Here is a 21,092-nt window from a genome sequence, read left to right as displayed (position 1 = left end):
CAGCATCCATGCTGAATGACTCGCCCCATCAGATCAGGCGGTGAAGTCGCTGGCATGCAGCTCCTTGACGCCCACCAGTTCGAATTCGAACTCGGGGGTGGCGTCGGCGTTGGTGCTGCCGTAGACGATGCCATCGACAAAGCGCAGTTGGCCGGTGGCGTTGGTGGGGTCGAAGGCGTTGCTGCCGATGAACGTGAAGGCGTCGACCGTGGCGGTCAGCGGGTTGGCGTCCAGGCCGGTGAGATCAAGGTGATCGCCCTCGGTGGTCTTGAAGCCGTTGATCACATCGCGCAAAGCACCGACGCCCATGTCCGACAACGCGCCGAACGCATAGGTGTCGGCGCCCGTGCCACCGGTGAGGTTGTCGGTGCCTGCGCCGCCAATCAGTCGATCATCGCCCGAACCACCCACCAGCGTATCGTTGCCCGCGCCACCGTTCAGAACGTTCGCCGCGCTATTTCCCGACAGCGTGTCGGCGTAGGCGCCTCCCGTGAGGTTCTCGATGAATTTCAGGGTGTCGAGCCCGGACTCCACGGTGTTCTGTTGCGCAGAGGTCGAGAGGTTCACGGTAACGCCGGCCAGGGCCCGTTCAAACGAGACCGTGTCATTGCCGTCGCGCCCATCCAGCACGTTGTTGCCGGCGCCGGCGAACAGCGTGTTGTCCAGGGCGTTGCCCGTGCCATTGGCGGCGCCCGTGCTGTCGATATACAAATTCTCGACGTTGTTGCCCAGGGTATAGGCCGCCAAGCTGCTGTGGACACTGTCGATGCCGCCAGGCACCGCGTTGCTGTTGGTCTCGATCACGGCGTCGTCGGCGTTGTCGACATAGTAAGTGTCGTTGCCATCGCCACCGCTCATGCTGTCGACCCCGGCGGCGCCATCGATCACGTTATTGGCGGCGTTGCCGGTGATGAAGTTGCGCCGCTCATTGCCAGTGCCGTCGATCTCCGACACCCCGGTGAGCACCAGGTTTTCGAGATTGGCGCCCAGGGTCCAACTGACCGACGCTTGCACCGTATCGACCTGAGCGGTCGAGGTGTTGCTTTCCACCACGCTGTCGAACGCGTTGTCGACCACATAGATATCGTTGCCATCGCCACCGGTCAGGGTGTCGGCACCCAGGTCGCCATCCAGGGTGTCGTTACCCGAGCTGCCGACCAGGGTATCGTCCTGGTCGGTGCCGGCAATCATTCCACCCTGGTTCTGCGCGTTGTCGAAAATGTCCTGCACGCTGTTGTTGTCGTTGGGGTTGCCCTGGAAGCCAAGATCATCGGCGATGTAGTCGGCCAGGCGCTGGCCGACGATTTCCGCCGATTCCTCGTGCAAGTGCCAGACGTCATCGGGGTACACCAGCGGATCGACTTCGTAGCGCAAGGGCAGGTCGGTGTAGTCCACCGCCAGTTTGACGTCGGCGCGTTCGGCGGCCATGGCCTCCTGGGCGGCGCGGACGTAGCCGACACCCTCGACGATGGAGGCGATTTTCTCCTCCGAATAGCCCCGGGCACGGGCGGCATCCTCCTCGTAGTGACCGGTTTCCATCAGGTACACGCTGAAATTGCCGAACTGGGCGTGCAGGTAATCAAACACCTTCAGGGTCGCGGCCTTGTAGGCCGCTGCCGCCGCCACTTTGTCCGTGGACCGGGCGATCTCCTGGGCGGCTTCCTCGCCCTGGCCCCAAATGATGCCCATGGTGACGTTATCGATCGATTGCAGCTCGGTGAGTTGTTCGCGCAACAGCGTCACGGCCCGCAACAGCGCAGGTCCCGGTTGGTTGGTGTCGGTCAACCACCAGCACAATTTGAGCTCATCGGGTCCCAGGGTGGACAGGCCGTTGACCGTGCTGCCGCCCACCGCGATGTCGATGCCATTGCCGTCGGCATCGGTGAACTGGCTGCGCACGTCATAGGTGGTGTACCGGTCCAGGTCATTGACCAGCATGGAGGTGCCGGACTGGTCGTCATCTTCGGTCATGCGCAGCAGGCGCGCATTGGATTGGCCAAGGGTCGGCAGGTAGAGGATGTCTTGCTGGGCACGTTCGCCAAACACGAAATCACTGGCGGTCAGGGTGTTGAGGTAGTTGCCGCTGAGGGCGATTTCAAAACGATTGCCCTCGGCGTCGGCCTCGGCGGATTTGATGTAGGTCTTGTCGCCAGCCGCGTTCAGGGTCATGTACAGCGTGCCATTGCTGCCATCGCCAAGGCCGAGAAAACCCAGTCCTGAAACGTCGATTTTGTCGACGCCTGCGGTGAAGTCATAGATCGTGTCGGTGGCCGTCACGCCACCCGTGTCGTAGTCGCGATAGCTGTCGAGGACGTTGGTGTAGCGGAAGGTGTCGGCACCGTCGCCGCCGTACAGCGAGTCGCGTCCGGCGCCGCCGTCGACGATGTCCGTGCCGGTGCCGGCCTTGATCGTGTCGTTGCCAGCGAGGCCGAGGATCAGGTCCGCGCCGGCCGTGCCGTTGAGGGTTTCGGCGTTGTTAGTGCCGGTGATGGTGTTGGCGGGCGCATCGGCCACGGTCAGGGCGAAGCTGTCGCTGACCGAAGCGCCTGAAGGATCGGTGGCCTTGACCAGGACGTTGTAGTTGCCGGACGCGGTGCTGGTGGGGGTACCGGTGAAGGTCAGGTTGCTGGCATTGAAGCTCAGCCAGGCGGGCAGGGCGCTGCCATCGGCCAGGGTTGCGGTGTAGGTCAGTACATCCTGGTTGGCATCGGTGAAGCTGTCGTGGGTCACGGTGTAGCTGAACGGCGTGCTTTCGGTGGCATTCTGGTCGAGGAGCGGGATGGCCACGACCGGTGCCACATTGCTGGGCGTGTTCTGGTCGGCGAAGACAAAATGACTGGCCGTCAGGCTGCTCACCAGGTTGCCCGCCAGCGATACCTCGAAGCGGTTGCCGTTGGCGTCCACCGTGAGGTCCTTGAGGTAGGTGCGGTTGGTGGAGGCGCTGTAGGTCACTTGCAGTGTGCCGTTCAGGCCATTGCCCAGGCCGGTGTAGCCGAGCGCCGAGACGTCGATTTTGTCGGCGGCCACATCGAAATCGAGGATCTGGTCACTGGCGCTGGTGGAGCTGGTGCGGTAGCTGTCGAGCTTGGAGGCGTAGCGAAACACATCGGCACCCGCACCGCCGGTGAGTTTGTCCACGCCAGTACCCCCCACCAGGATGTCGTTGCCGGCGGCGCCATTGAGGGTGTCGTTACCGGCGCCGCCAAACAGCTGCTCGTTGGCCGCGGTGCCGGTCAGTGTGTCGTTGTTCGGTGTGCCGTTGATCACGGTGGGGGCGGTGGGCACGTCCTGCACCGCGAGGGTAAAGCTGTCGCTGACGGTGGCGTTGCTGCCGTCGGTCGCGGTGACCTGTATGGAATAAGTACCCGACGCAGTGTCGCTGGGGGTGCCGCTGAACGTACGGGTGGCCGCATCGAAAACCAGCCAACTGGGCAGGGCGCTGCCATTGGCCAGCTTGGCGGTGTAGCTGAGGCTGTCGTTATCCGGGTCGGTAAAGCTGGTGGCCGGCACCACGTAGCTGAACGGGGTGTTTTCGGTCGCGTTCTGGTCCAGCAACGGCGTGGCCAGTACCGGCGCCTGGTTGGTTGGCGAGGAGGTGGCGAAGACAAAATTGGCGTTGGTCAGCGTGTTGAGGTAGTTGCCGTCCAATGCCACTTCGAAGCGGTTGCCATTGGCGTCGGCGTCCAGGGACTTGATGTAGGTCTTGGTGCCGGCACTGTTGAGTACCAGGTACACGGTGTTGTTCCTGCCATCCCCCAGGCCAGTGAAGCCCATGGCTGAAAGGTCGATTTTGTCGGCGGAGATATTGAAGTCGGTGATCACGTCGCCAAGATTGGCGCCGCCGGTGTTGTAGTTGCGGTAACTGTCCAGGCGGTTGGAAAACACAAAGGTGTCCGCCCCGGTGCCACCGGTAAGGGTGTCCATGCCGGCGCCGCCGTCGAGTTTGTCGTCGCCCGCGCCGCCACTGAGGCTGTCGTTGCCCGCCAGGCCGAGCAGGGTGTCAGCGGCATCGCTACCCGACAGCGAGTCGCTGGCGCTGGTGCCGGTGATCACACGATTGAAGATGAAGTTGCTGGCGGTCAGGGTGCTGGCCAGGTTGCCCGAAAGGATCAGTTCGAAGCGATTGCCGCTGGCATCGGCGTCGTAGTCCTTGATGTAGGTGCGGTTGCTGCTGGCGTTGTAGCTGACTTGCAGGGTGCCGCCACGGCCATTGCCCAGGCCGGTGAAACCGAGGCCGGCGAGGTCGATCTTGTCCTGGGTGACATCGAAGTCGGTGATGGTGTCATCGAAACTTGAGGTGGCGTTCCGGTAACTGTCGGATTGAGCGACGAACCGGAACGTATCGGCGCCCGTGCCGCCAGTGAGTTTGTCGAGGCCTGCACCACCCACCAGAATATCGACACCGGCTCCGCCATTGATGGTGTCGTTGCCGGCGCCGCCGTAGAAAATCTCGCTGGCGGCGCTGCCCAGCAGGGTGTCGTTGCCCGCCGTGCCTTGCACGGTGGTCATCGGCACGGTGGCGCTGACATAGCTGCCGTCGCCATAGACCAGCGTGGCGCCCTTGCTGGTGTGGCTGATGGTGTTGGCAATGATCGCGTTGCGATCAGTGCCGTCTTCGTTGCGTTCGGCGACGCCGTAGGTCGACAGGTCGCTGCCGCTGATGACGTTGCCCTGGATCGTGTTATCGCTGCCGTTGAAGTACTTGCCGGACACCCCCAGGGTGTCATCGTAGGACTGGATGATGATTTCCGGTACCGGTGCGCCCAGGGAATTGTTGTTGAGTGTGTTATCGATGATCTCGACGTGGTTACTGCCGTAGATGCGGATCCCGGCGCTGGTGTTGTCGTGAATGTCGACGCCGCTGACGGTCACTTCGCTGGACAGCTTGATCAGCACCCCTTCGGCGCCGTTGCCGTACACCTCGCCACCGGTGATGGTGATGTTGCTGGGCGAGGGAATGTCCTCGCTGCCACGCTGCACCACGATGCCATTGCCGCCATTGCCGCCATTGTCGTAGGCGACGTTATTGGTCATGGTGAAATCGTGGGTGCTGGTGACGACGTTGAAACCGTGACGGTCGTTGTCGTAGGCGATGTTGTTTTCGAAGGTGCTGTCACTGAGGAAGTCGGCAACGAAGCCATCCAGGCCGTTGCCGTGGGCCACGCTGTTCTTGATGACCATGTTGACGGTTTGCTCATGGGGGTCGAAACCGTACCCGGAGCAGTCCTTGATCTCGACGCTGTCGAGGGTGACGTTGGAGTCGTAGCCCTCTTCGCCAGGGATATAGCCGTTGAACCAGCCGTCGATCTTGCCTGTGGTGTTGTCACGGTTGCCGTCGATGGTGAGGTTGCTGACTCCGAAGTCGTGGGTTTCCTCGCCATAGGCGGAGCGGATGATCCCGGTGATTTTGGTGTCGGAGCCGTCCGCCACCTTGACCGTGGTTTCGCCCATGCCGTCGCCGTACAGGTAGACGTTGCTTTTAAGCATCAAACAGCCGTCGGAGGGTTCCTCGCCTGCCGAAACGATATAAGTTCCGGTCGGCATGTACACCTGACCTCCACCTGCCGCGGCCGCCGCATCAATCGCACTTTGTATCGCCGCCGTGTCATCGGTGATGCCATCTCCTTTGGCGCCAAAATCTTGTACGTTGAAAATCATGAGCTTATCTCCGTATCTGGCTAGAACCGCGCTAGATGCCAATATTCCATCGGCAGCCACCGTGTTATGACCCAGCGGAGCGCAAAAGTTGTGACCGAATATCGGTGAAGTGTCAAAAAAACGGAGTAACTGATCAACGGTTGTGAGGTGTTTCAAAAAAGTAACGTTATGTTGACGGTTTCAGCGGCGTAATCCTGTGGGAGCGAGCTTATACCGGACACATGCTTTCCTTGATTGGCATCAACCCCCTCGTACCGCCCGCGCGATAACCTCGAATAAACCGCCGCCCGGTCAAGCCGGGTGGCCGAGGAGTCCCATGAGCTATCCGCTGTTTCTGACATTGCACCTGTTCGCCGCACTGGTGTTCATCGGCACGGTGTTTTTCGAGGTGCTGTTCCTCGAGAGCATCCGTAAACAACTGCCCGCCAAGGTCATGGTGCTGCTGGAGCAAGGCATCAGCCAACGCGCGCGCCAGTTGATGCCGTGGGTGCTGCTGGTGCTGTTCGGCGCCGGTGGCGCCATGGTCTGGCTGCGCTATTGGCCGTTGCTGTCGTCGCCATTGCAATCATCCTTCGGTTTGCTGCTGGGGCTGAAGATCCTGCTGGCGGGCAGTGTGCTGGGACATTTTCTCTGGGCCATGTGGTTGTTCAGAAGCGCCCGCATGAACGCCCGTTACGTGCACATCATCCATACCAGTGTGTTTCTCCATATGGTGGCGATTGTGTTGCTGGCCAAGGGCATGTTCTACGTCACGTGGTGAGCGATAGCGGCGTGGTTCCAAGGCGCTTGATACAGGTCAAGGAGCCCCGGCGGATAACGTCGGACACTGTCGCCGTGCTGCCACTCGGAGATTGTCATGTTCGACCTGTTTCAAACCCTCGGAGAGCGACCTGCGGGAAGTGCCCCGGCGGTGGCTGATGCCGATTGCCCGGTCGGCACGCGAAAATTCCATGGTGGTATCGGCTCGCTCGACCTGCTGCGCGGATTGCGTGACAGCCGCCAGACGCGGCGCCCTCTGTCCCTTTCGGTGCATCTGCCTTCGCGTTTGAGACTGGCGTCGTGTTCGCCATTGGCCAGCGTTTGTCGGTGCGGGGAAATCGAGGGCTATCTGCAACGCCTGACGTATGAGATGGGCCTGGTCGGCTGCCATCTGGGGCCGGGGCGGCGGGTCGAACAGTTTTGCCTGACCGGTGGCACCCCAGTGATCGCTCATTTGCAGAAGCTGATGAGTGATCTGCGCAAACGCTTCGACTTCTGCGAATACGACAGCGGCGATCACAGCATCGAAGTGGATCTGCACCACACCGACTGGTCGACCATGGGTCTGATTCGGGACCAGGGTTTCACCCATGTCAGCATTGGTGTGCCGGACATCGGCGCTGACAGTGATTTGTCGGTCGATTGCTATCAGAACCCGGCCCCGATTCATTCGCTGATCGATGCGGCGCGGACCTTTGGTTTTCGCTCGATCAACATTGACCTTGGCTACGGCCATGCCTGGCAGACGCCCCACAGTTTCGCCCTGAAGCTGGCCACGCTGATCGAGCTGGAGCCCGATCGGCTGTACGTTTTCGACTATGCCCGCGCGCCTTATCGTTACCGCTCGAAAAACGCTGGGGTGGCCGGCGCTTTTTGCAGCCAGGCCGACAAGGAGGCCATGCGGCGGATTTGCTGCGAGCAACTGCTCGGCGCGGGTTATCACTACATCGGCCTGGGGCAGTTCGTCAGGGCCGACGATGACCTGGCGGTTGCCCAGGAGCACGGTCGCCTGCATCGCAATTGCCAGGGTTTTACCCGCCACGGTTGCTGCGATCACGTGGGGTTTGGCTTGTCGGCCGTCACCCAGATCGAACATTTGTACGTGCAGAACACTGACGATCTGCTGCAGTACTGTCAGCAGCTGGACGCCGGGCAGTTGCCGGTGTGTCGTGGCTGGCGCTGCGAGGCGCAGGATCAGGTCAGTGCGACCGTGATCGAACAGCTTTCCTGCGACCTGGAGCTGGATATCCCGGCCATCGAGGCGCGTTTTGGCTTGCAGTTTCGCGAACACTTCGCGTCGATCTGGCCGTTGCTGGAGATGTTGCACGACAAGGGCTTGATTGAACTGTCGAGCCGTTTCATCGGCATCCTGCCCGCTGGGCGCCTGACTGTGGACGCGATCTGCAATCTGTTCGATCCCACGTTGGATGACGCAGGCCCACATACTTTTGAAAAGTTGAATCTTTCATGAATGCTGTATCCGGTTTCAATCGTGCCCTGGTGGAAAAATACGACCGCCCGGGGCCGCGCTACACCTCTTATCCCACGGCCCCGCAGTTTCACCAGGCGTTTGCCATGGACGAATACCGTCACGCTGCCCAGCGCAGCAACCAGGCGGCAGTGCCCAAGCCGTTATCGGTGTACATCCATATCCCGTTCTGCCAGAGCCTCTGCTATTACTGCGCGTGCAATAAAATCATCACGCGCAAGACCCATCGCGCCGCCGAATACCTGACGTACCTCAAGCGCGAGATTGTCCAGCAGGCCACCTTGTTCGACCGCTCGCGCAAACTGACCCAACTGCACTTGGGAGGAGGTACACCGACTTACCTGACCCATGAACAATTGGCTGATCTGATGGACTGCCTGCACCAATCGTTCGACATGGACGACAGCGACGAGCATGAGTTTTCCATCGAGGTCGATCCTCGGACCATCGATGGGCAACAGATCCAAGGCCTGCGCCAGTTGGGGTTCAACCGCCTGAGTTTCGGCGTCCAGGATTTCGACGCCCAGGTGCAGGTGGCGGTCAATCGAGTACAAAGCGAAGCACAGGTGGCCGAGCTGGTGACGGCGGCCCGCCTGGCGCGCTTCAAGTCTGTCAGTGTGGACCTGATTTATGGCTTGCCACTGCAAACCATCGCCAGTTTCGATGTCACCTTGAGCAAGATCATCGCACTGCGACCCGACCGCATTGCCGCCTACAGCTATGCGCATCTGCCACAACGGGTGAGGGCGCAGCGGATGATCCGCCCCGAAGACATGCCGCCGCCGGAACGCAAGCTGGAGCTGCTCGAGCTGACCATCAATCGCCTCACCGAAGCCGGTTATGTCTACATTGGCATGGACCATTTCGCCTTGCCGGACGATGAGCTGGTGCGCGCCCGCGCCCAGGGCACGTTGCAGCGTAACTTCCAGGGCTACTCCACTCACGCCGACTGCGATTTGATTGGCCTGGGCGTGTCCTCGATCGGCAAGGTCGGCGATAGCTACAACCAGAACGTCAAGGAGCTATCCCAGTATTACGCCCGTCTGGATCAAGGCTTGCTACCGGTGCAGCGCGGCTATCGCCTGAGCGACGATGACCGCTTGCGGCGCGAGGTCATCAGCGAGCTGATGTGCCATGGACGGGTAGAGTTCGGCCAGATCGAGGCCGAGCACGGCATTCGTTTTACCGAGTATTTCGCCGATGCGCTGGAGCGGCTCCGCGAGCAGGTTCGCGACGGCCTGCTGGACATCACCGATCAAGCGCTGGTGCTGCTGCCCCAAGGGCAATTGATGATGCGCAGCGTCGCCATGGCTTTTGACGCGTATCTGGAGGTCGACAAGACGGTCCAGTATTCACGTACGGTCTGACGACGCAGGTAAGAAAGAGCAGGGGGCATCGGGCTGCCCTCGTCACAAGGGCTGGTGTTCGTCCCGATTCCCAGGTTCGCTAGGATCTTTCGCTGCCCGGGGTTCCAGAGATCGGGATCAAGTCGCGGATCGCATAGAAGCCTTGTACCAGGCGCTTCTTGGCCCGGTACTCGCACAGCAGCAGCAAGGTATCGGGCAACTGGGAGATCGACGAAGAGTGTTTGACCACCATTGTTTTACCTCCCGAGCGTAGGCGTACAAGTGCCCCTGGTTCGAATGTGCCCATCTGCAGTCACCTCACAGTCACTTTGTTTGTGCGTTCTACCCAACCTCCGCCCAGGGCCTTGTACAGGTTGACCTCGGCCAGCAACTGCGACAGCCGGTCGACGATCAGGGTTTGTCGGGCGCTGAACAGCGAGCGTTGGGCATCCAGGAACGTCAGGCTGCTATCCACGCCAATGCGATAGCGTCGTTCCGCCAAGCGGTAGTAGTCCTGGTTGGCCTGGACCAGATCGCGTTGGGCGATCAATTGGTCTTTATAGGTCTTGCGCGCCGCCAAGCCATCGGACACTTCCTGGAAGGCGGTCTGGATGGCTTTCTCGTATTGCGACACGCGGATGTCTTTCTGGATCTTCGAATAATTGAGGCTCGCCCGAAGGCTGCCGGCATTGAAAATCGGCAGGTTGATCTGCGGTTGGAACGTCCAACTGCCCGAACCACCCTTGAACAACCCGGACAGTTCGCTGCTCGAGCTGCCGGCATTGGCGGTCAGGCTGATGCTCGGAAAGAATGCGGCACGGGCCGCACCGATGTTGGCATTGGCCGATTGCAGCAGGTACTCGGCCTCAAGAATGTCCGGCCGCCGTTGCAACAAGTCCGAAGGCAAGCCTGCGGGCACTTCGCTGAGCAAGTCGGACGCCAGTGGGCGGCCGGGCAGCTCATCGGCGACCGACGTGCCCACCAGCAACGTCAGGTTGTTGAGGTCCTGGGCGACCTGGCGCTGGAATTTGGCCAAGCTGGCCTTGGCGCTTTCCACCGAAGTGCGCGATTGGCTCAAGTCCAGCGCCGAGGCGGTGCCGACCTGATTACTGCGCTCGGTCAGGCGCAGGCTTTGCTCGTAGGACTGTAGGGTGTCGTGGGTCAGCGCCAACAGTTCCTGATCGGCACGCCAGGTCAGGTAGGCGCTGGCCACGCTGGCCACCAGACTCAATTGGGTGCTGCGACGGGCTTCTTCGCTGGACAGGTAGACCAGCGAGGCCTCGTCGCTGAGGCTGCGTATTCGCCCGAACAAGTCCAGCTCATAGGCACTGATTCCCAATGTTGCCGAATACGAGCGGCTAATGCCGGGGGCGCCGGTTCCCGTCAGGTCGGCCGGCAGTCGCTGGCGCGTACCAGTGCCATTGGCACTGACCGCCGGGAAAAGGTCCGCTCGCTGAATCCGATATTGCGCCTGGTAAGCCTCGACGTTCAGGGCCGCCACCCGCAAATCGCGGTTGTTGAGCAGTGCACCTTCGATAAGTTGCTGCAGCACTGGATCCTGGAACAAGTCGCGCCAACCCTGCTCGGCCGCGATAGGACCTGACAGGGCTGGGGCATAGGCAGACGTCTGTGGGTATTGTCCAGCTATCGGTGCAACGGGGCGTTGGTAGTCCGGGATAAGCGAACAACCACCGAGCATGAATGCCGCGGCCGCCAGGGGGCTCAAGAGTCTACGCATTGACCTGCCTCATCGTGGTACCCGTTCAGGTCCCGCAGGCGCGGGCAGGCGGGTTCTGTTGGGTCCGCGCTCACCCGCCGCGCGTCGTCATGATCCGATCATCCATTTCGCCAGCCCATGTCGCCCGCTGACGCCCAGCTTGGCGGCGGCACGTTTGAGATAGGTTTCGATGGAGCTGTTCTTGACCCTGAGCTTTTCTGCGATCTCCGGTACGGTGCCTCCGGCCAGCAACCCCAGGCACACTTCTTTTTCCCGCACCGAAAGGGTCACGTCGCACGGGCTCAGCCGCTCATGGAAATCGCGCTGCAACTGAGTCTGGTCAACGGCATTGAGTAACTGGCTCGTGGCGTTGCCAGGGGTTTTGAAGCAAGACTGCCGATTGAGGTGCGCATGGCGCTCCGCCAGAGGCAGCAGTGTCTCGGAAAGGTATTTCAAAAAGGACAGTTCCCGGAGGGAAAAGTCGCGTTGTACCTGAGGGCGATGCAACGAGATCACACAACGACGATTGGCCTTGCGGGAAATCAGATTGCATTGATGGGATGTGCCGAGGCAGGTGTTGCCTTTTTCGTCCTTCATCCGGGCGTTCAGATGAATCAGCAGGGCGTCATCCACCTCCAGCACTCTTTTCACCAAAGGGTGATCGTTGCGCTGTACCGCGCTGGTAGGGCAGGCGGATTGCATTTGCGCGTATTTCTCTAAACCCACATGCCCTAACAGCTGGACATCGAGGACGTTCGATTGGGTATCGTCGACTGTCCATTCACTCAATTCGAGTCGACTGACAGACACCGATGTTTCGATCATCTGGTGCATGTTGGTCAAGAAACTCTCGTGCCCGACACTTGAAATCAGCTTTCCTAGCTCTACGTAGAGGTGCGATTTCTCCGCGCCCTCAATATACGCATGTCGATTCATTATGCTTATCCTGCATACTGCGAAAAAGCTCTGCATCTCAGTGATCGTTGACGGAAGAAAATCCGACCGCTTCTCAAAATGCTGAAGCCTCTTCTGGATTTGATACCTGGGGTCAAATATCACCTGTGAATCCATTCACAAACAACGGTTCAGCGGGTAGGGCTATTAAGCGTTCCAGCGTAGGAAAAGTCTGTAAGGGAAAACAGGGACATTCCGGGACAGTAGGGTGGCGCCGTTTCGTTAGGCTCTTGGCAAAAAGTACACATTTGGAGAAAGGCTTTTCTTCGGGCAGTGATTGCGACGAAGGACGAGCCTTAAGCTATTTTTTGTAAAATATTTATTTAAATCAGTGGCTTGGGTTCTGTGTGTGCTCCTTTGAGGACATTCGTTATCTGTTTTTTGACGATCTTGCGTGTGGGAATTCTCTGGTAGAAATGTCAGAAATTCAGATTCCGATTATGGCGAATTATTCTGATTTCTCGATTCTCCTCCATGAAAGTGTCGTTTTCTGTCTGTGTAGGAGTCGTTTTTCGTCATTGACTCATCCGGAGTTCGCCCGGCCAAGACACGCTGGCGCGTCATGGCCAGACCGGTTGCCCTTGACGGCTTATGCGCAAGGCTTGAACGACAGGATGTCGATGTTCTTTTTACGCAGGCTGCTTTGCGGGGTCAGGCGGAAATACCATTCCCGAAGCCAGCAGGCGAGTGTCGACTCGGCCTGTTCGATGCCGCTCATGAAGCGAGCGGCATTGACGATCCCATTGGCCCGGGGGTGGCGATACGCCTGGTAGTCTGCCAGTGCGGTGCGCAGGTCCTGGGTGTGCGCCAGGCGATTGCCCAGCACCACCGCATCCTCGATCGCCTGCGCCGCGCCCTGGCCGAGGCTGGGCAGCATGGGATGAGCCGCATCACCCAACAGCACCACATGGCCGTCACAGAATTGCTCCACGGGATGGCGATCCCGGGCGTGCATTTTCAATATGACACTCTCGGGTGTCGCCTCGATGGCCGCCATGACTTCCGGCGCCCAGCCGCTGTAGGCACTGAGCACTTCCTGCTTGCTGATGTTCAAGGCTGCATCCGCCGCGTTCGCGTGGTTGCAGGTTCCCCACCAATACGCCTGGCCGTCCCCCACATCGCAGAGCCCGAAACGCTTGCCACGCCCCCAATAGTGCGCGACATAGCCGTCGGTCATGACTGGATGGCTGAAGGGCGTCACCGCCAGCCAGGCGACATAACCCGATGGGCGGGTGGGCGTTTCACCGAGCATCTGCTGGCGGATCACCGAGTTCAGGCCATCGGCGCCGATCAGCAGGTCAGCCTCCTGGCTGCTGCCATCTTCGAACTGCACCACCACGCCATCCGGGCGATGGATGTAACCCACGCAACGCAATCCGGTCGTCAGGGTGTCGGGCGTGAGTTGCTGCGCCAGGGCACGCAGCAGCAGGGGACGCTGGATATTCACGTTGGGGTGGCCCAACTGTTCGCCGATCTCGTGGATAGGCATGCTGGTGATGGGATCGCCGTTTTGTTTCTTGAAGAAAAACTGGCGGATCACCTGGCCTGCCTGCTCCACCGGAACATGGGCGTCGATCGAATGCAGCGCCGCCATGGCATTGGCCATGATCGACAAGCCGGTGCCGCCGGTACGCAGCGTCTGGGCCGCTTCGAAGACCTTGACCTGCCAGCCTGCTCGCTGCAGCGCGATGGCGGCGGTCAGGCCGCCGATCCCGGCGCCAGCCACAATGGCTTTTCTGGGTTCTGTCATGTTGTTTCACCTGTTTCTGGCCCGGAACGACCGGGCATATGAGTCTGGCGGGGCAGCCAATCCTGCCCCGTGACCAGTCGGTAACGGTTATGCGAATGCCGGCATGGCTCCGGCATTCCTGGCCCGGGCCGCGTCCATTCGTGACTCGATGAATTGGCCCACTCGCTCGATATGAGGTTCGCGCATCATGGTCAAATGGTCGCCCTCTACGGCGACTCGCTGCACCTGGGGCGCAATCGAGCGCCAGCCACGGTAGGGGTCGCGAAAGGCCGTACCCACCAGTTCATGGGGCGCTTGCAGCACATCGGGCAGTTCGACATCCGCCGCGAACAACGTGATCGGCAAGTCCAGGGGCGGGAAGCGATAGTCCAGCAAACCTTGCCAGTTTGCGTGAAATACCCGGAACAGCTGATCCAGTGTCGCCAGGGTGATGGTCTGGTCGAAAATGCCCTGGTCGATGCCGTGCTGCCTGATCGCCGCGAAGGCCTGGGAGTCGCCCATGGAGGTGAAGTCCAGGGCGTGGTAGGCGTATTCCTTTTGCCCATCGCCGCTGAGCAGTTCCCACATGAACCAATTCATGAACTCGGTGCGTTCTATCTGCACCTCGCCCTGTCTGACGCGCACGATGGTGTCGAGCAGAAACACGTTATGCAGACGCCGCCCGCGCCGCTGCAACTCGCTCGCCAGCTCATACGCCACGACGCCGCCATAGGACCAGCCGCCAATGTTCAGTGGCCCTTCAGGCGCGACCTGTTCAATGGCATCCGCGTAGTACAGCGCCTGGGCCTGTACCGATTGCAAAGGGGCACGGGCATCCCATGTACCTGGTGCTTGCAGTGCGTACAGGTGGACCTGGTCCTTGAGCACCCGTGCCAGTGCCGCATAACACAGCACATGTCCACCGATGGGGTGCACCAGGAACAACGGTGGCTTGCGCGTGGCGTTCTTGAAGTCCACCAGCGCACCGGTCTCAGGGTGCCCGGTTTCGGTGTGTTGCAGCACCTGGGCGAATTCGGCGATGGTCGGGGCCTGGATGAAGTCCGACAGCGACGGCTCCAGGCCCTGATGCCTGGCGAGCATGGCAACCAGTTGCACGGCCTTGAGCGAGTTGCCCCCCAGTTCGAAGAAGTTGTCGTAAACGCTGATGTCTTCCAGGCCCAGGGTTTCTTGCCAGTAGGCTTGCAGCAGGTCCTCCATGGCATTTCTCGGTGCGATGAAGGGACGCTGCAGCGTGCTGTGGACTTCTACCTTCTGCAACCGCAGCCGGTCGATCTTGCCGGTAGGCCCGAGGGGTAGCTTGGCGATGCTGACCAGGGTGTTCGGCACCATGTAGTCGGGCAGCGCCAGGCGCATTTCAGCCTTGAGTTGGTCCAGGTCCGGCTCGCGGCCCGGCAGGGGCTGGACGAAGCCCACCAGATACCGACTGCCATCGGGCGCGGGCTTGTCGATGACCGCCACCTGCTGGATGTCGGCCCTGAACCGGGCGGAGCCGAGCATGGCCACTTCGATCTCGCCCAACTCGACGCGATAGCCACGGATCTTGACTTGTGCGTCGCTGCGGCCTTGGTAGACCAGATCGCCTCCGGGCAGGTAGAAACCGATGTCGCCGGTTTCATACAAGCGCCGGGTCTGGCCTGCCAACTGGCGATAGATAAAACGTTCGTCGGTCAGGTCAGGTCGGTTCCAGTAGCCGTTGGCCAGGCATTCTCCTTCGATGAACAGGTCGCCCATGACTCCGACCGGGCAGGGGTTGCCCGCCCCATCCAGGACATGCATGCGCACCCCGTCGATGGGCGTGCCAATCGACGGCATGCTCGGCCAGCTCGCCGTGGCGCCTTCAAGCGTCAGGCGGGTGACCACATGGGCCTCGGTCGGGCCATAGTGGTTTTCGACCCGGCAATCGCCGATGCCATCGATCAGTTCACGGATTTCGGCGGTGATTTTCAATTGTTCGCCGGCCACGTTGATCTGGCGCAGCGATACCGGTCGGATGCCGAGCTGCATGGCGACTTCGGCCAACCCCTGGAAGGCGACGTAGGGCAGGAACAGGCGATTGACCTGTTGCGCGCAGATGAATTTCAACAGCCGGATGAAGTCATAGCGCAGCCCCTCATCAATCATCACCAGTTCTTCGCCGCTAGACAGCGTCGAGAGAATCTCCTGGAACGAAACGTCGAACGAGATCGGCGAGTATTGCAGCGTCTTCAGTGGTCCGGTCGGCGGCTGGCGGTTCTGCCAGAGGATCATATTGGTCAACGCCCGGTGCGGCATCGCCACGCCCTTGGGACGGCCCGTCGAGCCGGATGTATAGAGTAAGTAGGCGTTATCGTCAGCCACGATGTCGGTGGCAATGGAGGCAACCCGTGCGTGGCTGCGCGCCAGGTTGGTGTCGAAGCCGGCGACCACACTGTCCCAGTGCCGGGTGTCGGCCTGGCCGGCCAGGGTCATCGCCAGATGCGCAGATGCATCGGCGAAGAGCACCAGCCCCGGTTGCGAGTCTTCGAGAATCAGCTGGATGCGCTCATTCGGATAACTCAGGTCAATCGGTACATACGCGGCACCAGCCTGTAGGACGCCGAGCAAGGCAATGATCAGGTCAGGCGAGCGCGGCATCATGATCGCGACCCGGTCGCCCTGGCCGATACCCTGCTGGTGCAGCCAACTCGCCAGTTGTGCGCAGGTATCTCCCAACTGGCGATAAGACAGGCGGGCCTGGCCAGAACTGACGGCGGTCTGCTGCTCGTGGCGGGCGAAGCTGTCCAGTAGCAAGGCCGACAGATTGTCGGGGGCAACTGCCGTGGCTGCCTGTGGCGTGGGTCGTTCGAGGCGCGGCAGCCAGGCCGGGATGCTGGGCTTGGCATCGGGGGCGGCGATCATCAGTTCCAGTGTGCGCAGCAAGTATTCGGCGTAGGCCTCGACCTGGCTCGTGGCGACACGCGTTGTGCAGTAGTCCATTTTCAGCATCAGCGAACCGTTGCCAGGGTGGCGGCCCAGCGTGGTCAGCAAGTCATAGTTGCTGGCTTCGGTGGTTTCCCACTCGGTGAGGACTTCTTGGCCCTGGGCCAGCATGTCTTTGAGCACATAAAAATCGACGTAATTGAACACCACGTTCAGAGCGACATCGGTTTCGCGATGAATCAGAGCAAACGGATAGCGCCGGTGAGCGAACACCTGTTGTTCCTGGGCAATCAAGGCCCGGATGACTTCAAGCCAATTCTGGCCCTGGGTGTTGAAGCGCACCGGCAGGGTGTTGAGGAACAGCCCCAGGACCGAGGCGGCATCCTCGAACTCTGGCCGCCCATGGCTGATGACGCCGCACAGCACTTCCTTTTGATTGGACATGATGGCTTGGGCGAAACCGTGGGCCGTCAGCAAGACCGCCCGCAACGGCAGGTCGTGGGCCCGACAGAACGCTTCGAGGCGGGCCAGCTCCGCTGCAGGCAATTCCCGATAGGCCGAGCGATGCGGCGTCGGATCCGGAGCGACCGCGTGGATCCAGCTGGTCATGGCGGCGGCAGGCGCATCGCGCAGGTATTCGCCCCAGAACCGGCGGTGAACATCGCTTGCCATGGCGGCCTGCTCCTGGGCAATGAAGTCGGCCGGCGTGGTGGTCAGGGCTGGCAGGGCGTCGGTTCCAGGCGCCGAGGTGTAGAGCGTGATCAAGTCGCGCATCAAGGTGGCAACGCTCCAGCCATCGAGGATCGCATGATGGAAGCTCAAGACCAGGTCGATTTCAGCCTCCGCGACGAACACGCAGAACTGATACAGCGGCGCCCGCTGCCAGTCTTCGCGGTAACCCTTGCGTTCCTCCACGTAGGTGGCAATGACCTGGGCACGTGCGTCCGGGCTCAGTGCAACGACATCGATGACTTGTACCGGCGATTCGACCGTCGAATGCACCCGGGCCATGGGCACTTCGGCGTGGCCGATGTCGAATGACATGCGCAGGGCCGGGTGGCGCCGGATCAATGTCTCGCAGGCACGATCCCAAGCCGTTGCATCCCAACGCAGACGCAGGCGATAGCGGAAGATGTCGTGATAGATCGCCGACTCCGGATGCATCATCGAGTGATAGATCATCCCGACTTGCAGCTGCGAAGCTGCAAACACATCATCGTACAGACCCGCGCTGGTCACGCGGATCTCTGCCGGCACCTGGGCAAAAGGTGCCACGTGCTTCAAAGGCAGCAGCGGGGTGGATGACAGGTCTTGCGTCTGTAGCGACTGGGCCAGTTGCGCGATAGTGGGGTGCTGGTAAATTTGCGCCAGGGTCAGCGCTATGCCTTGTTCACGTGCATGGATCTGCAAGTGAATGACCTTCAAGGAATCGCCGCCAAGCATGAAATAGTTGTCGTGGATGCCCAGCGTCGTGCGTTTGAGGTTTTCCTGCCAGAGGTCGGCCAGCGTCTGCTCCAATGCCGTGCGCGGCGCTGTGGTATCGGTGCCCAGGGTGTCGGCAGGCTCGGGCAAGGCCTTGCGGTCCAGCTTGCCATTTACATTCAACGGCAATTGTTCAAGCTCGATCAGGTGCCTGGGCACCATGTAGTCGGGTACCTGATGGCGCAAATCATCTTGCAGCGCTTGCGGTGACAGCTTGCATCCGGGTTCGCTCACCAGATAGGCGCACAAGTACGCATCACCTTCGGTTTCCTGGCGAGCGATCACCACCACGTCCTTGACGCCCTCGCAGGTGAGCAGGTGCGCTTCGATCTCGCCGAGTTCAATGCGCAGGCCGCGGATCTTCACCTGGAAATCATTGCGCCCCAGGTATTCGAGGCTGCCATCGGGCAGCCAACGCCCCAGGTCGCCGGTCTTGTACAGGCGGGCCTGCGGGTCATCCCGGAATGGGTCCTGGATGAAGCGTTCGGCCGTCAGCTCGGGACGGTTCAGGTAACCTCGGGCGACACCCAGCCCACCAATATGAAGCTCGCCAGCCACACCAGGTGGCAGCAGTTGCAGGTTCGCATCCAGGACATGCATTTGAATGTTCGCGATCGGCTGGCCGATCGGCACGATGCCTTCGTGCATGTCGGCCCGGCAATGCCAGGCCGTGACATCAATGGCTGCTTCGGTGGGGCCATAGAGGTTGTGCAGCTGCACGTTGGGCAAGCGTTCAAAAAAACGCTTCTGCAAGGCATGGGGCAAGGCTTCGCCACTGCACAGTACCTGCTCGAGCGCCGGCAAACGCTGTGGTTCGACCTGATCGAGGAAGATTTGCAACATCGACGGCACGAAATGCAACAGCGTGATGCCGGCGCTCGCCATGATGTCCATCAAATAGCCTGGATCCTTGTGCCCGTCGGGAGCAGCGACGACCAGTTGCGCGCCACTGAGCAACGGCAGGAAAAATTCCCAGACGGACACGTCGAAACTGAACGGAGTCTTCTGCAGCACGCGGCTGTGCTCATCGACGCCATAGGCATCGCGGGCCCAGAGCAGTCGATTCACCACCCCGTCATGTTGGTTCATGACGCCTTTGGGCAGGCCCGTGGAGCCGGAGGTGTAGATCACGTAGGCCAAATGTTGGGGCGTCAGCCCGAGCGCAGCGGCGTCCGGGTTGTGCTCCGGCTGCCGGGACAAGCGTTCCTGGTCGGTATCCAGGCACAGTACCGGCATCGTCGCGGCGGGCAGGCTCGCCAATAACCCTCGGGTGGTTATCAGCGCGCTGGGTGCACTGTCGCTCAGCATGTGGCTCAAGCGGTCGGCCGGATAACCCGGATCCAGGGGCACGTAGGCGGCGCCCGCTTTGAGAATGCCCAGCAGGCCTATCACCATCTCCAGGCTGCGCTCCACGCAGATGGCGACTCGGGCGTCCGGGCCAAGGCCGGTTTCCAGCAGGGCGTGGGCCAGCCGGTTGGCCTGGCGGTTCAGTTGGTCGTAGGTCAGCGCTTGTTCCGCGAACCGTACTGCGAGGGCTTCGGGGCGAGCCGTGACCTGGGCCTCGATCAATTGATGGAGCAGCACATCCCTGGGGTAGTCGACGTCAGTGCAATTGCATTCATGCAGCACCTGGCGTTCATGCGCCGGCATCAGATCGAGGGTGTTGACCGGTACGTCGAAGTTATCCGCCACGACCTGCACGATGTGCATGAAGCGCTGTTGCAGTGTCTCGATCTGCGCGGCTTCGAAATAGGCTTCGTTGTAGATGAAATGCATCCACACATCGTCCTCTGGCGCTGCCTCGCGAATGTGCATCGCCAGTGGCAACTGTTCGTAGCCATTGCTGAGCTTGACCGGTTGCGCCAGTGCCGGCCCGTACCAGGTGTCCTGGTCCTGTTCGTAGGACACCACCACGTCGAACAACTGTCGCCGGCCGAGGTTCTGCAGCCCGAGTTCACGGTTCAGTTCACTCAACGGAAAGCGTTGATAGCGATAGTCCTGCTTGAGCGTCAGGGCAATCTTGCCGACCAGCTCGGCAAAACTCAGGTCGGTGCCCAGGTCCAGGCGTACCGGGCTCATGCCGACGAACAGACCGAGCGTGGCCTTGTGCGCGGCATTGGCGCGGTTGAGGATGGGCAGGCCGATCACGAGCTCATCGCGCTGCTCGATGCGTGCAAAGTAGCTGTACAGCGCGGCCAGCATGACGTGGAAGACAGTCCCCTGGCCCGAGTCTTTCGCCTGTTCGGCGAGGCGATTGTAAAGCGCCCGTGGCAGGCGCCAGGCATGGTTCTGACTGGGTGCCAGGTGCTGGCCGAAGCGACTCTGATAGCGGGGGGCAAGCAGGGGCTCGGGCAGGGTACGGTACTTGTCCAACCAGTATTGGCGTTGGCGCTGGAACGCGGCCGAATCCTTGTGGGTGACTTGCTGCTCGATAAATGCTTGATAGCTCGGCGCCGTGACTGGGTTGTGCGTCTGCTCGTGCAGGGCGGTATAGGCCTGGCTGACAGCACGGCCGATCATGGCGAAGGACCAGCCATCGACGATCAGGTGATGGCAGTTGACGAAAAAGTAGTAGAGGTTTTCCCGAATCTTGATCAGGTCGGCGCGCAACAGCAGTCCGCGGTCAAAGGAAAACGGGGTCTGCAGGTTTTCCTGCAGCAACGCCAGTGCGCTGGCCTGCGGATCGTCATGGCCCGATACGTCATGTACCGTCATCGGAACGCTGACAGCCCCCAGGAACCGTTGCCGTGGCAGAGGATGTTCGCTCGAGCCGGGTACCAGCTGGATCCGCAGCGCGTCGTGGCGGTTGACTACTTGATCGATGGCCGTTTGCATCAGTGATGCATCGACCGCGCCGTTGATGCGTGCATAGCCGCCGATGTTGTACAACGGACTGTCACCGTGCAGCACCTGGTCCAGCCAGATATCCAGTTGCGGAGCGGTGAGGGGATAAAGCACCTGCTCTGCGCTCGAAGCGGGCATGGTCTGAGTCATGAGGTTCTCCGTGGGCCGATCCGCTGGCCCGATGAAACGAATGAA

Annotated in this window: 9 protein-coding genes; 3 read left to right on the top strand and 6 right to left on the bottom strand. The window is 60.9% G+C overall.

All coding sequences use genetic code 11. The annotated features are described in order from the left end of the window. Positions 1–33: 33 nt before the first annotated feature. Positions 34–5,658, bottom strand: a complete 5,625-nt coding sequence (locus ACWNZ1_RS12765) for a putative Ig domain-containing protein (protein ID WP_456027671.1) — start codon at positions 5,656–5,658, stop codon at positions 34–36. Positions 5,659–5,974: 316 nt separating this feature from the next. Between ACWNZ1_RS12765 and ACWNZ1_RS12760 the strand changes: the two genes are divergently transcribed. The 3 genes from ACWNZ1_RS12760 (at position 5,975) to hemN (ending at position 9,273) form a co-directional block, all read left to right on the top strand. Continuing rightward, the gene (locus tag ACWNZ1_RS12760; protein ID WP_135845745.1) at positions 5,975–6,418 is read left to right on the top strand and encodes a CopD family copper resistance protein; all 444 of its coding nucleotides are present in this window, start codon (positions 5,975–5,977) and stop codon (positions 6,416–6,418) included. Positions 6,419–6,514: 96 nt separating this feature from the next. After that, positions 6,515–7,888, top strand: coding sequence for an oxygen-independent coproporphyrinogen III oxidase (locus ACWNZ1_RS12755; protein WP_256453229.1), 1,374 nt, complete (start codon positions 6,515–6,517; stop codon positions 7,886–7,888). After that, a complete protein-coding gene (hemN, locus tag ACWNZ1_RS12750; protein ID WP_256453228.1) occupies positions 7,885–9,273 on the top strand; it encodes an oxygen-independent coproporphyrinogen III oxidase in 1,389 nt (462 codons plus the stop codon). Before ACWNZ1_RS12755 ends, hemN begins: the two co-directional genes overlap by 4 nt. A 79-nt stretch (positions 9,274–9,352) precedes the next feature. On the opposite strand, the gene ACWNZ1_RS12745 is transcribed toward hemN, so the two are convergent. The 5 genes from ACWNZ1_RS12745 to ACWNZ1_RS12725 form a co-directional block, all read right to left on the bottom strand. Continuing rightward, positions 9,353–9,505 carry a hypothetical protein gene (locus ACWNZ1_RS12745; protein WP_406550143.1) on the bottom strand — a complete coding sequence of 51 codons (153 nt, stop codon included), beginning with the start codon at positions 9,503–9,505 and terminating at the stop codon, positions 9,353–9,355. A gap of 60 nt (positions 9,506–9,565) precedes the next feature. Continuing rightward, a complete protein-coding gene (gene adeC / locus ACWNZ1_RS12740; RefSeq protein WP_135845741.1) occupies positions 9,566–10,990 on the bottom strand; it encodes an AdeC/AdeK/OprM family multidrug efflux complex outer membrane factor in 1,425 nt (474 codons plus the stop codon). 87 nt (positions 10,991–11,077) lie between these two features. Further along, positions 11,078–11,905: a helix-turn-helix transcriptional regulator gene (locus tag ACWNZ1_RS12735; RefSeq protein WP_135845740.1), complete on the bottom strand. Its 828-nt coding sequence runs from the start codon at positions 11,903–11,905 to the stop codon at positions 11,078–11,080. A gap of 607 nt (positions 11,906–12,512) precedes the next feature. Beyond that, entirely contained in the window at positions 12,513–13,673 is a 1,161-nt protein-coding gene (locus ACWNZ1_RS12730) for an FAD-dependent monooxygenase (RefSeq protein WP_256453227.1), read from the bottom strand. Positions 13,674–13,760: 87 nt separating this feature from the next. After that, positions 13,761–21,047 carry a non-ribosomal peptide synthetase gene (locus ACWNZ1_RS12725; RefSeq protein ID WP_256453226.1) on the bottom strand — a complete coding sequence of 2,429 codons (7,287 nt, stop codon included), beginning with the start codon at positions 21,045–21,047 and terminating at the stop codon, positions 13,761–13,763. Positions 21,048–21,092: the final 45 nt, after the last annotated feature.

It is taken from the genome of Pseudomonas sp. CFBP 5748 (assembly GCF_053850495.1).
This window is presented reverse-complemented; position numbering and strand designations above follow the sequence as displayed.